Origin of the sequence: Actinoplanes sp. NPDC051513 (assembly GCF_044454685.1) — a bacterium.
GTDB lineage: Bacteria > Actinomycetota > Actinomycetes > Mycobacteriales > Micromonosporaceae > Actinoplanes.
Genome location: NZ_JBITDW010000002.1, coordinates 584,394 through 597,810, shown reverse-complemented (window position 1 = coordinate 597,810; position 13,417 = coordinate 584,394). Strand labels below are relative to the sequence as shown.

Below are 13,417 nucleotides of genomic sequence, written 5' to 3'. Positions count from 1 at the left end.
AGATCGACCATGGAGTTCCGGCCCTTGGGACGCACGGGCGTCCAGGTGAGCAAGCTGTGCCTCGGCACCATGATGTTCGGCGACTGGGGCACGAAGGACCACGACGAGAGCATCAAGATCATCCACCGGGCGCTCGACGCCGGGATCAATTTCGTCGACACCGCCGACGTGTACTCGCAGGGCGAGTCCGAGGTCATCGTCGGCAAGGCGCTCCGCGGGCTGCGCGACGACGTCGTGCTGGCCACGAAGTTCTTCATGCCGTTCGACGACAATCCGAACCATCGCGGCGGCTCCCGGCGCTGGATCATGACGTCGGTCGAGGACTCGCTGCGCCGGCTCGGCACCGACCACCTCGACCTCTACCAGATGCACCGCTACGACCCGGCGGTCGACCTCGACGAGACGCTGGGCGCGCTGACCGATCTCGTACGGGCGGGAAAGGTTCGCTACATCGGCCACTCCACCTTCCCGGCATCCGCGCTCGTCGACGCGCAGCACATCGCGCGGGACCGCGGCCGGGAACGTTTCGTCACCGAGCAGCCGACGTACTCGATGCTCACCCGCGCCATCGAGAACGAGATCCTGCCGCTGACCGAGCGCCACGGCATGGGCGTGCTCTCCTACAGCCCGCTGGCCGGCGGCTGGCTTTCCGGCCGCTACCGCCAGGATTCGCACGAAGGCCCGACGTCGGTGGCGCGGCAACGGCTGGCCAACCGCTTCGACCTTTCGCTGCCGGAGAACCAGCGAAAACTGGAAGCTGCCGAGGCCCTGGCGAGGCTCGCCGACGACGCCGGTGTCACCCTGATCGAGCTGGCCATCGCGTTCGTCCTGCGGCACCCCGGCATCACCTCGGCGATCATCGGGCCGCGCACGATGGACCACCTCGAGTCGCAGCTGCCCGCCGCCGAGGTAGCCCTGGACGAGGACGTCCTGGACCGCATCGACGAGATCGTCGCGCCCGGTGTCACCCTCAATCCCGCCGACAACGGCTGGGTGAATCCCTGGCTGCAGCCCGCCGCCCGCCGCCGCTGACGCCCGAAAGGCCATTCGATGGAGATCCGCAAGAAACAGCCGACCACCAAGGGCCCGGCCGAGATGTTCACCGGCGACGTCTGGTTCGACGTCGTCGCCGCGACCGACCGGCTGCGGGTCAACGCCGTCCGGTTCTCGCCCGGCGCGCACACCGCCTGGCACCGGCACGTCAACGGCCAGACCCTGCACGTCACCGAGGGCCGCGGCCTTGTACAGTCCCGCGGCGGCGAGGTCGTCGAGATCCGCCCGGGCGACACGATCTGGACGCCGCCGGGCGAATGGCACTGGCACGGCGCGGACCCCGACCATTTCATGACCACCTGGCCATCTGGGACGGCCTCGCCGAGGACCAGGAGGGCCCGGAAACCGTGTGGGGCGATCACGTGATCGCCGAATACCCGGGACGCTGACCCGGGGCACCCTCGATGACTTCCGGTTCGCAGCGCGCCGAAAATCATCAAGACCACGGTCGCGGCCGGCTCGGAACGCAAGCGGCGGGCACCCCCGCTGGGGGCGCCCGCCGTTGCGGTGAGCGTTACGACGGCCGCCGTCGCGGTGAGCCGCCTACGAAGGGCGGCGCGCGCCGAAGTCGATCGCCTCGATGATACGCGGCCGCAGCTCGGTGGCCTTGATGACCGCGTCGACCGAGCCGACCTCGACCGCGCGCTGGATGCTGTGCGACCGGTCGAACTCCGCCGCGACCTCGTTGAGCTTCTCAGTGCGCACCGACGCCCGCAGCTCCTCCAGCTCGGCGGCCAGCGCGCCCCGGTCGGTGCCGGTGGCGGACGCGACCCTTTCCTGCAGCGCGAGCACCCGCGGGTCGGAGGCCGTGCGCCGGTTGACGTCGCCGGTGAAGACCACCGCCGCGGCCGGGGCGCCGCCGAGCACCGAGGCGAACGAGCCCTCCAGCGCGAGCACCGTCATGTTCGGGTTGAGCCGCTTCGAGAACACCACGAAAGCGCCGCCGTGGTACCGCGAGATCACGCAGAAGACGATCGGGCCGCGGAAGTTGACGATCGCGCGACCGATCTCGGCGCCGTACTCGAGCTGAAGTTTCCGCATCGATTCCGGGGAACCGTCGAAACCGGAAAGGTTCGCCAGCACGACGAGGGGGCGGTTGCCGCTGGCCGCGTTGATCGCCCGCGCCGCCTTCTTCGACGAGCGGGGGAAGAACGTGCCGGCCGTGTACGCGTCGGGGCCGTCGGTGGGCGGGAAACCGCGCCGGGTCACCGACCGCGACTCGATGCCGAGCAGGCAGACCGGGATGCCGCCGAGGTGCACATCCTGGACGACCGCCGTCTCCGCGTCGGCCATGCCGGCCCACCGCTCCAGCACCGGGTGGTCCTGATCGGCGAGCGCGCGCATCACCGTACGGATGTCGAAGGGTTTCTTGCGGTCGGGGTTGGACGCCGCCGAGAAAATTTCGCCGACCGTGGTGAAGTCGCTGCCGGCCACGTTGTGCGGGAAGTCCGACACGTCCCGGTCGACCGGGTCCACGGTCGAGGCCCGCCGCGGCGATGACTCGCCGGGCACCACGTACGTGTGGTCGTAGTGCGACATCAGCACATCGCGGGCCGCCGGCAGCGACGGCGCCCAGTACTGCGCCTGCCCGTTCGGCCCCATCACCCGGTCGTAGCCGCCGATGCCGAAGTTGTCCTCGGCCGACACGCCGCCGGAGAAGTCGAGCGCCTGCTTGCCGGTGAGCACCATCGCCGATTCCGGCGTCATGACCAGGATGCCCTTGGTGTGCATGAGCATCGTGGCCTCGGCGTTCCAGTACGGCTGAGCGCCGACGTTGATGCCCGCGACCACGATGTTGATCTCGCCGCCGTCCTGGGTGAACTCGACGATCCGCTTGAGCGCCTCGGCCACCCAGTCCATGTTCTCGGTGCCCGAGTCCATCGCGATCTTCGCGCCGGACGACAGCGTGTACCACTCCAGCGGGACACCGAGCCGGTCGGCGAGGTCGAGGCCGGCGATGACCCGGCGGCACTCGGGCTCGGCGAGCGAGCCCAGCGCCTTGGTCGGGTCGCCCAGCAGCACCACCCGCTTGATGCCCTCGGGATAGACCTCGGTGCGCGTGGTGACCACACCGGCCACGATCGCCGCCGCGTTGCGGCCCTTGGGTCGGTCGACCGGCTCGAGCACGCCGTCGGCGGACAGGTCGTGCTCGACGAACTCGCCGAGCATCGCAGTGATCTCGTACGGGTACACCGTGTTGCGGCTCGACGCCCGCAGCACCTTCTGCCGGTAGCCGTCCAGCGGCTCGACCGGCTCGTCGGTGGGCTCCTCGATGATCAGCTGCGCGCCGCCGGCGACGTCGAAGACGATCCGGACCGCCACCTTGACCAGCCGGCCCTCGCTGTTGCGCCGGCGCGCGATGAACAAGATCTCCTCGAGCCCGGCGCCCGCGACCGTCGGCGCGACCCGCCGGGCGATCATCTCCATCTCCTCGCGGGTCAGCGAGACCGGCGGCCAGACGTAGATGACGATCCGGTTGGTGTTGAACCGCTTGTCCGACGGCCGGCTCGACTGCTGCCGGCGGATCGAGTCGAGGCAGGTGGCGATCGTGTCCTCGGTGGTGGGCAGCGCGACCAGGCGCCCGTCGTGCTCACGCAGCTCGGCCAGGTCGCGCACCTGCGCGAACGCCACCAGCCGGTCGTCCGACGGATTTTCGCGGGCCACGCACCGGAAGAGATAGATTTCCTCGTCCGAGGACGGCACGCGGGTCAGGTCGAACTTTCGCAGCCGCTCGAGCTGCATCCGCTCCGAAACTTGCGGGTGCAGGCCGCGGATCAGCCGCTCCTCGGTCATCCCGGTGCTGGAGCGGCGGAACGTGAAGTGGTGGTGCATGACCGCGCCGCCACGGCCGGCGACCGCGACGGTGAGTCGGTGGATCTGCGGCGGCAGCGGGTGCGAGCTGATCACCTCGTACAGCGCGGCGGCCATGTCGTCGGTGTCGGCCGGCTGGCCCTCCCACGAAAGATAGACATCGGCGTCGATCGCCATGTCGCCGGTGGCGAGCGAGGCCAGCCCGTCGAGCGCGCCGCCCAGCTGCGCGTAGTTGACCGCGGCGGTGACCAGGCGGGACCCGGCATGCTCGGCGACCACGAAAGTACAGCCCGCGGCCTCGACCGTGCGCACGTCGGACAGACCCCTGTTGCCGTAGTAGCGGCGGGTCAGGACCTCGAGCATGACCGAGTTGTCGAGGTTGTCGCGAACCAGGCGCTGGCCGAGCACGCGCACCAGCGGCTCGGTGCTTCGCACCATCTCCGTGATGCGCTCGGCGCGATCCGGCGCGTCCGGCCGGGCGTCGAGATAGCGCAAGTTTTTCCGTACGCCGACGTAGACCCGCGCCCGGTTGCGACGCAGGAGGGGCTGGCCGAACCAGGCGAAAACCACTCCTCGGGACAGGTCGGCGATCGCCGGGAACCGCACCTGGGTGGCCGCGATCAGCCGCTCGAGCGCGAGACCCGCCGACTCGTGCAGCGTGTCGTCCGGCGGCGGCTCGCCCAGCCAGGCGCGCAGCAGCGTGGTGATCGCGGTGGCGTCGGCGGCGGCCCGCTGCTGGGCCAGGAAGATGCGGAACACCGCGGCCTCGAGCTCGGGCGTGCGCTCCAGCTCGGTGACGCCGTAGTGGCTGAGCGCCTTGCCGAGCCGGGCCTGGAACCGCTCGGACAGCCCGGCCCGCTCGACGTCGAGGCTCTGCAGGTACGTGTGGAAGTACTCGCGCGGGCTGTGCACGTGGGTGTCCCCGGCGCCGTCCTCGCCGGCCGGCCGGTTGCGGCTCAGCTCGGCCAGGTCGGCGAAGACCTCGAGCAGCTGGATCTCGCCGGCCAGGGTCCGCTGGCCGGCCTCGGCGGCGGCCCGGCGAGCGGCCAGGTAGTCGTTGAGCAGCCGGCGCTCGTCGTGCGGGTCGACGTCAAAGCCGAGCAGCAGGCTGCGCAGGTCCTCCTGGCCCCACGCGGCGCGTTGCCGGGCGGGCACCTCGGCCGGCTCGGCGGGCAGGTCGATCTCGACGTGCCCGGCCGCCTCGACGGCCTCGGCCTCGTCGCCGCCGAGCGGCTCGAGCCGCAGCAGCGCCGCGCCGGCGTCGACCTTGTTGCCGACCACGACCATGCGCTCCTTGACCCGGGCCCGGAACGGCGCGCGCAGCACCGCCTCCATCTTCATGGCCTCGAGCACCAGCACCGGCGCGCCCGCGTCGACCTCGGCGCCCACCTCGAGCGGGGTGGCGACGACCAAGGCCGGCATCGGGGAGCGCAGCACGCCGCCCTCGTCCCGGGTGATCCGGTGGGCGACGCCGTCGACCTCGACCAGATGGATGGCGCCGTGGGCGCCGGTGAGCAGGCGGTGCCGCTCGCCGTTGACGACGATCCAGCCGGTGTGCCGGTCGAAGCGGTGGAACTCGACGTACGCGGTGCGCAGCTCGCCGCCGGCCTCGACGCTCACCCGGAAACGGTGGGCGCCGACCCGGGCCACGCGCAACCGGTAGCCCGCGCCGCGCAGCTTCAGGTCGAGCGGACGCCCGCTTTCGTGGCGCACCTGGGGACGACCGCCGAACGCCGTGGCGAGCAGCCGCTCCTCCTCGACGCGCTCGTCCTCCTCGTACGCCTCGATCGCGGCCGCCGCGAGCGCGACGCCGGAGTGACGCTGCGAGACCAGCCGGCCCTCGCCGCGCACCCGGTCGATCCAGCCGGTGTCGGCCGAGGCGTCGATCACCTCGGGCTGGGACAGCAGATCGAGCACGAAACTTTTGTTGGTGGCACCGCCCGCGATGATGACCGTGGTCTCGGCCATCGCCCGGCGGAGCCGGCCCAGCGCCTCGTCGCGATCCTTCCCGTACGCGATGATTTTCGCGATCATCGAGTCGAAGTCGCCCGGAATGCTGTCGCCCTCGCCGACGCCCGTGTCCACCCGGATGCCGGGGCCGGCCGGGAAGACCAGGCGCGCGATGCGGCCCGGGGAGGGCGCGAAATCGCGGTCGGGGTCTTCCGCGTTGAGCCGCGCCTCGATGGCGTGGCCACGCTCGGCCGGCGGGGCGCCCTCGAGCTTTCCGCCCGAGGCCACGTGCAGTTGCGCGCGCACCAGGTCGAAACCGGTGGTCGACTCGGTGATCGGGTGCTCGACCTGCAGACGCGTGTTGACCTCGAGGAACGCGAGCAGGTCGTCGCCGGGGTGGTAGAGGAACTCGACGGTGGCGGCGCCGCGGTAGCCGACCGCGACCGCGAGCCGCTCGGCCGACGCCTTGAGCTCGGCCGCGCGCTCGGGGCTGAGCACCGGCGAGGCGGATTCCTCGATGACTTTCTGGTTGCGGCGCTGGACCGAGCAGTCGCGCACGCCGAGCGCCCACGCGGTGCCCTGGCCGTCGGCGATGACCTGCACCTCGACGTGCCGGGCGCCGGTGACCAGGCGCTCCAGGAAGACGATGCCGCTGCCGAAGGCGCGCGCCGCCTCCTGGCTGGTGCGCTCGTACGCGTCGATGAGCTGCGCCTCGTCGCGGACCACGCGGATGCCGCGCCCGCCGCCGCCGGCCGTGGCCTTGAGCATCAGCGGGTAGCCGATCCGGGCGGCTTGCGCGATCGCGGCGTCGAGCGTCTCGACCGGGCCGCGGCTCCACGGCGCGACCGGGACGCCGACCTCCTCGGCGATGAGTTTCGCGCCGATCTTGTCGCCGAGTTTCCGCATCGCCTCGGGGCTCGGGCCGATGAAGGTGACGCCGACTTTTTCGCACAGCTCCGCGAAAGCGGGATCCTCCGCCACGAAACCCCAGCCGACCCAGGCGGCGTCGGCGCCGGTGTCGACCAGCGCGCGCTCGAGCGTCTTCAGGTCGAGATACGGCCTGCTGGCCGCCGCTCCGAGGTCGTACGCGATGTCGGCCTCGCGCACGAACATCGCGGCGCGGTCGACGTCGGTGTGCAGGGCGACGGTTTCGATCCGGGCGCCGGTCTCGGCGTTCAGATCGCGGACGGCGTGGATGAGCCGCATGGCGGCCTCGCCGCGGTTGACGATGGCGATTCGCTTGAACACCAGACCCAGCCCTGCCTCACCTCTAGGTAACTCTCAGGGGAGGCTACAGGCCCGCTGGCGATCATGAAGAGTAGGTGAGATCCATCGTATCGGTGTGGCCCCACCACTCGAGCGTCAGCCGCCAGCAGCCGGCCTGAGGCAGATCGATGATCGATGGGCCGGGACCGCCGGTGACCTTCCGTTCGGCCGTTTCATCGGTTCCGTCAAGTTTCGCGTGGATCGTCAGATCACCGGCCGTGGTCGCCGAGACGCGGGTCACCCAGAGGATCTTGTTGCTGCGGTCCTCGGCGGGCGGCGCCTTGAGCGGACTGCCGAAAATGACGCCGAGGATGTCGCCGGACTTTCCGAAAACGTGCGGAATGCCGGCGCCGTCGCCGCTGAAGCCGGTGCGCGCCCATTCCGGCAGCGCGTCCGTCACGACAGTTTCGCCGCATTTCGACGTTTCTTGCGGCTGGGCTTGCTTCGGCTGGGCGGTCCGGTCACCCTCCGTGGTGCAGCCGCCCATGACGAGTACGAGGGTGAGCGCCGTCGCCGCCGTGCGGGGAATCGTCATCGCACGGTCCTCAGTGTGATCAGTCCGTTGACCGTCGCCCGCCCCAGCACCGTTGCCGCGGCGTCGCCATCCTTCGCCGCTTCGCCGGCCTTCGCCACGCCGACCCCCTTCGCGTCGCCCGCCTTCGCGTCGCCCGCCTTCGCGTCGCCCGCCTTCGCGTCGCCCGCCTTCGCGTCGCCCGCCTTCGTGTCGCCCGCCTTCGTGTCGCCCGCCTTCGTGGCGTCGAGCCACAGCACCTCGTTGTCGCCGCCGCAGTAGACGCGTTGGCCGTCCGGGCTCACCGCCAGGCCGCGCACATCCGCCGGCACCGACCAGCTTGCCGTCAGCGTGCCGGTGTGGTCCAGGGCGCTGATCGTGCGTCCGGCGCCGGCCAGCACACGCGTGCCGTCCGGGGTGTAGGCGAGGCTCGCGTTCCCACCCTTCGGTGCGGTGACGACCCCGGCGATGGCGAGGGCGGCCGTCCCGGCGTACGCGATGTTTCCGGAGCTGGCGTCGAAAACCGCAAGTTCCCTGCCGTCCGCGCTCGCCGCGATCGCGTGCGCGGCCGGAGGTCCCTCGCCGAACGGATGCGGCAGGTCGAGGCAGTAGGCCCAGCGCTCGGTCAGGTGCAGGACGTGAACGAAAGCGTGCGCGTTGCCGGGGCGGCCGGAGAGCAGGTCGCGGGTGTGCCGGTGGCCGGGCTGGTGGGTGTAGAGGGTGTAGAGGACCTGCTCGTCCGGGGAGAGGACCGCCTGCCGGCCCTCGCCGCGCATCTCCTCCTCGGCGCCCGGCGGGACGGCGGTCTTGTCCCGGGTCAGCAGGGGTCCGACCTCGCCCGTGGCCAGGTCGAGCAGCCGCACCCGGTAGTGGTCGGGCGCGGTCGCGGGCAGCCACTCGAGCACGAAAAGTCCGGTGTTGTCGGTGGTGAACGCGTCCGGCTCGACGACGCCGGGCAGGTCGTACTGGCGCTTCTCGCCGCCGACGGTCACCAGCAGCGAGGTCGTTTTCCGCGCCGCGGGCTGGACGGCGGCGGGGGTGCGGCTGAGCGCACAGGCGATCCGAGAAACGGTACGGGGTAGCCACCCGCCCCCGAGCGTGGTGCTGCGGGTGGATATCCCGTCCGCGGGGTCGAACCGCATGAGGCTTTCGCCGTCGACCGCGAAAACGACGCGTCCATCGGCGCTGGCGGCGGCCCGCTTGCCGTGCGTGGCGGGACGGGCGCCCCCGAGCACCACGAGGCCTTGCTCGCTGTCGGCGAGCACCACGTCGGGCACTTTCGTGCCCGGTTTCTTGCCGGAGCTCGGCTCCCTCGATGAGCACGCCCCCAGCAGCGCCGCCGTCGCGCCACCGGCGAGCGCCAGAAATCCCCGTCGCGTCGTCATGCCCTGTGGACACCGCGACCGCGAGAAAGGTTCCCGCCGCCTCGTCTCGCCGCGCTGTGCCACCAGACCGGGCGGTCCGCGATGGAGAACGTGCGCCTGCCGGGGATGAGCGCGCCAACGGCGTCCGGGAACCTTTTTTCGTCTCGCGGTGTCGATGATGTGTTCGTTGGGAGGTGTCGAGCTGGAGAAGGCCACCGAGCTGGACGACGCGACCGCCGTAGCGCGGGCGCGGGCCGGCGACCTGGACGCGTACGAGTTCCTGGTCGCGCACTACACCGTGCCCGCACACCGGGCCGCGGTGCTGCTCGGCGCCGGGGCGGAGGCCGACGACGTGGTGCAGGAGGCGCTGGTCAAGGCGTACCGGCAGCTGTCGTCGTACCGCGGGGAGGCGGGTTTCAAGGCGTGGTTGCTGGCCATCGTCGCGAACGAGACCCGAAACCTGCACAGGTCGCGGCAACGGCGGGACGGGCTGGTGCTGCGGGCTTTTCTCCACGAGGAGCCGGCCGTCGCCCCGGATCCGGCCGAGTCAGCCATGGCCCACGAACGGCGGCAGCGGCTGGTCGGGCAGCTGCGGCGGCTCGACGGGCGGGACCGCGAGGTGCTGGTGTGCCGCTATCTGCTCGACCTCTCCGAGGCCGAGACCGCCGTGGCGCTCGGGGTCCGCAAGGGCACGGTCAAATCGCGTACGTCCCGGGCCCTGACCCGGTTGCGTGACCTGCTGTCCACGCCCACGCCCACGCCTGCGCCCGCACCCGCACCTGCGCCCGAGCCCGCACCTGCGCCCGAGCCCGCGCCCGCACCTGCGCCCGAGCCCGCGCCCGCACCTGCGCCCGAGCCCGCGCCCGCACCTGCGCCCGAGCCCGCACCTGCGCCCGAGCCCGCACCTGCGCCCGCACCCGCACCTGCGCCCGCACCCGCACCTGCGCCCGAGCCCGCGCCCGAGCCCGCACCTGCGCCCGCACCCGCGCCTGCGCCCGCACCCGCGCCCGGAGAGGAGGGAACCGATGCCTGATCGCCACGACGACCTGATCGCCGAGTTGCGCGCGCTCGGCGACCACCTCGACGTGCCCGAGGCCGCCGACCAGCGCGCCGCGGTCCGCGCCCGCCTGGCCTCGGCCCGGCCGCCGGCCCGGCGTCACCGCTGGCGGCTCTGGCTGATCTCGGCCCTCGTCGCCGCCGTGGGCGCAACCGGCGCGATCGCCCCGGCCCGGGCCGCCGTGATCGAGCTGCTGCGGGTGGCCGGCATCGAGGTGCGCACCAACCCGAAACCCACCGCTCTGCCCGCCCACCCCAGCCCGCTGCCGTCGCAGCACCTGGCGGCCCTCGACGAGGCCCGCCGCCTGGCCAAGTTCCCGGTGCGCCTGCCGGCCGCGCTGGGCCAGCCGGAGCAGGTCACGATGGCCGACCAGGACAACACCGGTGCGCCGCGAGTGGTCAGCGTTTCCTACCGGGCCGGAAAGGTTCGCTTCGACCAGTTCGACGGCACGCTGTCCATCGCCTTCTTCAAGCAGGCCACGAACGCGCAGTGGGTCGAGGTCGGCGGCCACACCGGCATCTGGGTGCCCGGCCCGCACCCGGTCACCTACGTGGATCGCGGAGGCGTCGAGCACACCGCGACGGCCCGCTTGGCCGGCCCCACCCTGATCTGGCAGGGCGACGCGGTGACCTACCGCCTCGAGGGCCTGCCCACGGTGGACGAGGCACTGGCGGCCGGCCTTTCCGTCGGATGAGGGCCGGCCTGTGGCCGGGGCGCGACATTTCTTCCGGGCGCGCCTCTCCCGGGCGCGCCTCTCCCGGGCGCGCCTCTCCCGGGCGCGCCTCTCCCGGGCGCGCCTCTCCCGGGCGCGCCTCTCCCGGGCGCGCCGCCGCGGTGGGGACCGCGGCGGCGCGTACGGGAAAGTGTTTTAGAAATCGCCGTTGGTGTTGCACTTCGCCTTCTGGACCAGGCAGTTCTTCACGCGCTCGGACTGGGCGCGGTTCTCCCAGGCGAAGAACGCGTCGCCGTGCATCGACGATGCCATGCCGGACGCCAGGCGGAAGCCCGCCGACGAGCCGGGCGTCGGGTACGAAATGAGGAACGAAAGATTCGGGATGGCGACCGGGTAGGCGCCGCGGCAGGTCCCGTCGTAGCTGTAGCTGACGTGCTGCTTGTGGGTGGGGCTGTCGAGGTTCTTGCCGTCCCAGCAGTCCTGGAAAACGAGGTGGAACATGAGGACGGCGGTGGATGCGCAGACCGGCCAGTTTCCGTCGGCGCTGCGACCGATCTCGCCGCCGGGGCCGGCGCAGTAGAACGCGTTGACCGAGCCGGCCGGCGTCGGCGTCTGAAGCTTGGCGTCGCCGGCGATCATGCGGAAGCCCTGGGGGAAGGGCTTGGTGGCCGACGGGTCGGTCAGCCGGGAGCCGTAGTAGACGACCACGTCCTTGGGTTCGATCACGCGATCGCCCTGGTAGAGCGTCGGGATCCAGTAGGCGGAGAGGTCCGGCAGCGGGCGGCAGCTGGTGCCGGCGTTGCCGAGCAGCGTTGCCGTCGTCGTGTACGCGTCGGTTTTCGTGTTGCCGAGGAAACTGTGCATGTGCGACGCGCCGGGCATGCCCGGGAAGACGATTGGGTCGTCGGGGTGGGAGTGGCTGTAGCCGCAGGTCGCGTTGAACTCGGACACGCGCACGGTGCCGGCTGGAACCGGCCGCGGCACGATCGAGTTGAACTCGGCGAGCTGCGCGTTCCACGCGGCCTGGTCGATCGGAACCCAGCCCGGCCCGCTGTCAGCGGGCGAGCCGTCCCCGAACGAGAACCAGTTGATGTTGACGAAGTCTCCGCCGGTTGAGTTTCGCAGCACCGCGAAAACGGTCTGCGCGCCGGTCGGGTGGGTCGCCGTGGTGGCGGTCAGCGTGGACCAGACCTGCCAGCCGCCGGTGGCGGCGATGGAAAATTGCGTGAGCAGCGGGCCGGTGACCGAGCCGGTGCGCAGCTCGACCCGCCCGGTGCCGACCGCGGAGGCTACCCGGGCCTGCACGGTGAGGGTGCCGGCGGCGCCGAGGTTGACGCCGTCGTAGCGCATCCAGTCGCCTTCGGCGAGATAGGCAGCGTTCTGCCCGCCGCCGGAATCGGCGGTCGCCTCGAGCTGGGCTCCGGACTGAGCCGCATAGGACTCGGCCTGAACCGTGATGGTCGCGGCCTCGGCGACGCCGGGCGCCACGACGAGCGTGGTCGCGGCGGCGAGCAGGGCCGCGGACAGGATGCGCATTCGTGGGGATGAATGCATGACGCTCCCTTCGGGGAGAGGGGACGTGAGTGCTCAGGAGTATCCGGGGCGGGGAAGCGCTCTCTCAAGATTGATCGGTTGCGATCCCCACCATGTGCCGAAACGTGCGCGAAATCTCGGGAAGCGCTTCCCGAAACGTGGCGCTGCGGGCTACCGGGTCGCCAAGTTCGGCACGCACGAAGCGGCGCGGGCGGCCACGAAGCGGAAGCCGGCCTCGGTCACGGCGCGGTGGACGGCCTCGGTCACGGCGCGGTGGACGGCCTCGGTCACGGCGCGGTGGACGGCCTCCCGCAGTTGTGGAGAGCGAGGACGCGGGCGTTGCTCGTGATCGCGAAACGGCGGTCGGCCGGTCAGCCGTGGTGGATCCAGCTGTCGATCAGCGCCTCGTGCGCCTCGAGCCGCTGCTGGGTGCGCTGCGGATCGGTCGCGGCGATCGCGTCGAGCAGGCTCACCGCGAGGACCACCACGGCGGCGTGCGAGTCGAAGACCAGGCCGGTCCCGACCGGCGCGACCAGAAGCACGTCGGCGTCCTGGGCGAACGGCACCAGCGCAGTGTCGGCGACCACGACCGTGGCGAGGCCGAGCCGCCGGGCCCGCCGGATCGCGGCGACCGTGGCCGCCGGATAGCGCGGCATCGCGAAAATCAGCAGCGCGGTTGCGCCCTGTTCGCGCACCTCGAGCACGGTGTCGTCGACCGTACTCGCGTCGGTGCACACGCTGACGGCGGGCAGCAGACGGCGGGCGAAATAGCCGAAGTACTCGGCGAGGGCGGCCGAGGCGCGCAGCCCGATCACGCCGAGCGCCGGGGTGCCGGCGAGCAGCGCCACCGCCTCGCTCATCCGGTCGCCGGCGAGCACCCGCTTGAGGCTTTCCAGGTTGGCCGTCTCCTGGTCGACCGCGGGCGTGCTGTGCCGGTCGGGCGCCGGCGAAAGTCCCACCACCACATCGCGCAACGCGGCCCGGAACTCGGGGAAGCCCGCGAAACCGAGCGCGGTGGCGAGCCGGGTCACGGTCGGCTGGCTCACGCCGGTCCGCTCGGCGATCTCGACGGTCGACAGGAAAGCCACATCGGGAAACATTCCGAGCATCCGCTGCACGATCTGCCGCTGGGTCGGCGAAAGCCGGTGTCGCTGCGCGACGGTGAGCAGCCAGTCCTCCGCCCGGCCCGTGTCGACCAT

The 13,417-nt window shown here is 71.7% G+C and carries 10 protein-coding genes; 5 read left to right on the top strand and 5 right to left on the bottom strand.

What is annotated here, in order from left to right; all coding sequences use genetic code 11:
• Nucleotides 1–9: 9 nt before the first annotated feature.
• Nucleotides 10–1,032, top strand: coding sequence for an aldo/keto reductase (locus tag ACIA5D_RS08015; protein ID WP_396029121.1), 1,023 nt, complete (start codon nucleotides 10–12; stop codon nucleotides 1,030–1,032).
• An 18-nt stretch (nucleotides 1,033–1,050) separates the two neighbouring features.
• Entirely contained in the window at nucleotides 1,051–1,419 is a 369-nt protein-coding gene (locus ACIA5D_RS08010) for a cupin domain-containing protein (protein WP_396029120.1), read from the top strand.
• A gap of 177 nt (nucleotides 1,420–1,596) precedes the next feature.
• Here ACIA5D_RS08010 and ACIA5D_RS08005 read toward each other — a convergent pair whose 3' ends face one another.
• The 3 genes from ACIA5D_RS08005 to ACIA5D_RS07995 all read right to left on the bottom strand — a co-directional run bounded on the left by ACIA5D_RS08005 (nucleotide 1,597) and on the right by ACIA5D_RS07995 (nucleotide 8,976).
• The gene (locus ACIA5D_RS08005) at nucleotides 1,597–7,062 is read right to left on the bottom strand and encodes a carboxyl transferase domain-containing protein (protein WP_396029119.1); all 5,466 of its coding nucleotides are present in this window, start codon (nucleotides 7,060–7,062) and stop codon (nucleotides 1,597–1,599) included.
• A 61-nt stretch (nucleotides 7,063–7,123) separates the two neighbouring features.
• Nucleotides 7,124–7,567, bottom strand: coding sequence for a hypothetical protein (locus tag ACIA5D_RS08000; RefSeq protein ID WP_396029118.1), 444 nt, complete (start codon nucleotides 7,565–7,567; stop codon nucleotides 7,124–7,126).
• A 44-nt stretch (nucleotides 7,568–7,611) separates the two neighbouring features.
• The gene (locus ACIA5D_RS07995; protein WP_396029117.1) at nucleotides 7,612–8,976 is read right to left on the bottom strand and encodes a YncE family protein; all 1,365 of its coding nucleotides are present in this window, start codon (nucleotides 8,974–8,976) and stop codon (nucleotides 7,612–7,614) included.
• A 166-nt stretch (nucleotides 8,977–9,142) separates the two neighbouring features.
• Between ACIA5D_RS07995 and ACIA5D_RS07990 the strand changes: the two genes are divergently transcribed.
• The 3 genes from ACIA5D_RS07990 to ACIA5D_RS07980 are packed head-to-tail and all read left to right on the top strand — an operon-like array spanning nucleotide 9,143 to nucleotide 10,884.
• Nucleotides 9,143–9,988: an RNA polymerase sigma factor gene (locus tag ACIA5D_RS07990; RefSeq protein WP_396029116.1), complete on the top strand. Its 846-nt coding sequence runs from the start codon at nucleotides 9,143–9,145 to the stop codon at nucleotides 9,986–9,988.
• The gene (locus tag ACIA5D_RS07985; RefSeq protein WP_396029115.1) at nucleotides 9,981–10,706 is read left to right on the top strand and encodes a hypothetical protein; all 726 of its coding nucleotides are present in this window, start codon (nucleotides 9,981–9,983) and stop codon (nucleotides 10,704–10,706) included. The genes ACIA5D_RS07990 and ACIA5D_RS07985 overlap by 8 nt, the downstream gene beginning before the upstream one ends.
• A gap of 10 nt (nucleotides 10,707–10,716) precedes the next feature.
• Nucleotides 10,717–10,884: a pentapeptide repeat-containing protein gene (locus ACIA5D_RS07980; protein WP_396029114.1), complete on the top strand. Its 168-nt coding sequence runs from the start codon at nucleotides 10,717–10,719 to the stop codon at nucleotides 10,882–10,884.
• Here the strand turns inward: ACIA5D_RS07980 and ACIA5D_RS07975 are convergent.
• Nucleotides 10,881–12,239 (bottom strand): DUF1996 domain-containing protein, encoded by a 1,359-nt coding sequence (locus ACIA5D_RS07975; RefSeq protein ID WP_396029113.1) that lies wholly within the window; start codon nucleotides 12,237–12,239, stop codon nucleotides 10,881–10,883. The genes ACIA5D_RS07980 and ACIA5D_RS07975 overlap by 4 nt on opposite strands.
• 350 nt (nucleotides 12,240–12,589) lie before the next feature.
• Nucleotides 12,590–13,417: a MurR/RpiR family transcriptional regulator gene (locus tag ACIA5D_RS07970; RefSeq protein ID WP_396029112.1), complete on the bottom strand. Its 828-nt coding sequence runs from the start codon at nucleotides 13,415–13,417 to the stop codon at nucleotides 12,590–12,592.

What these genes read in the sequence shown, in the direction of transcription:
- ACIA5D_RS08015 (WP_396029121.1), top strand. Translation starts at nt 10, where the DNA reads ATGGAGTTCCGGCCCTTGGGACGCACGGGCGTCCAGGTGAGCAAGCTG.
- ACIA5D_RS07985 (WP_396029115.1), top strand. Translation starts at nt 9,981, where the DNA reads ATGCCTGATCGCCACGACGACCTGATCGCCGAGTTGCGCGCGCTCGGC.
- ACIA5D_RS07975 (WP_396029113.1), bottom strand. Translation starts at nt 12,239, where the DNA reads ATGCATTCATCCCCACGAATGCGCATCCTGTCCGCGGCCCTGCTCGCC.
- ACIA5D_RS08000 (WP_396029118.1), bottom strand. Translation starts at nt 7,567, where the DNA reads ATGGGCGGCTGCACCACGGAGGGTGACCGGACCGCCCAGCCGAAGCAA.
- ACIA5D_RS08010 (WP_396029120.1), top strand. Translation starts at nt 1,051, where the DNA reads ATGGAGATCCGCAAGAAACAGCCGACCACCAAGGGCCCGGCCGAGATG.
- ACIA5D_RS07995 (WP_396029117.1), bottom strand. Translation starts at nt 8,976, where the DNA reads ATGACGACGCGACGGGGATTTCTGGCGCTCGCCGGTGGCGCGACGGCG.
- ACIA5D_RS07970 (WP_396029112.1), bottom strand. Translation starts at nt 13,417, where the DNA reads ATGGTCGACACGGGCCGGGCGGAGGACTGGCTGCTCACCGTCGCGCAG.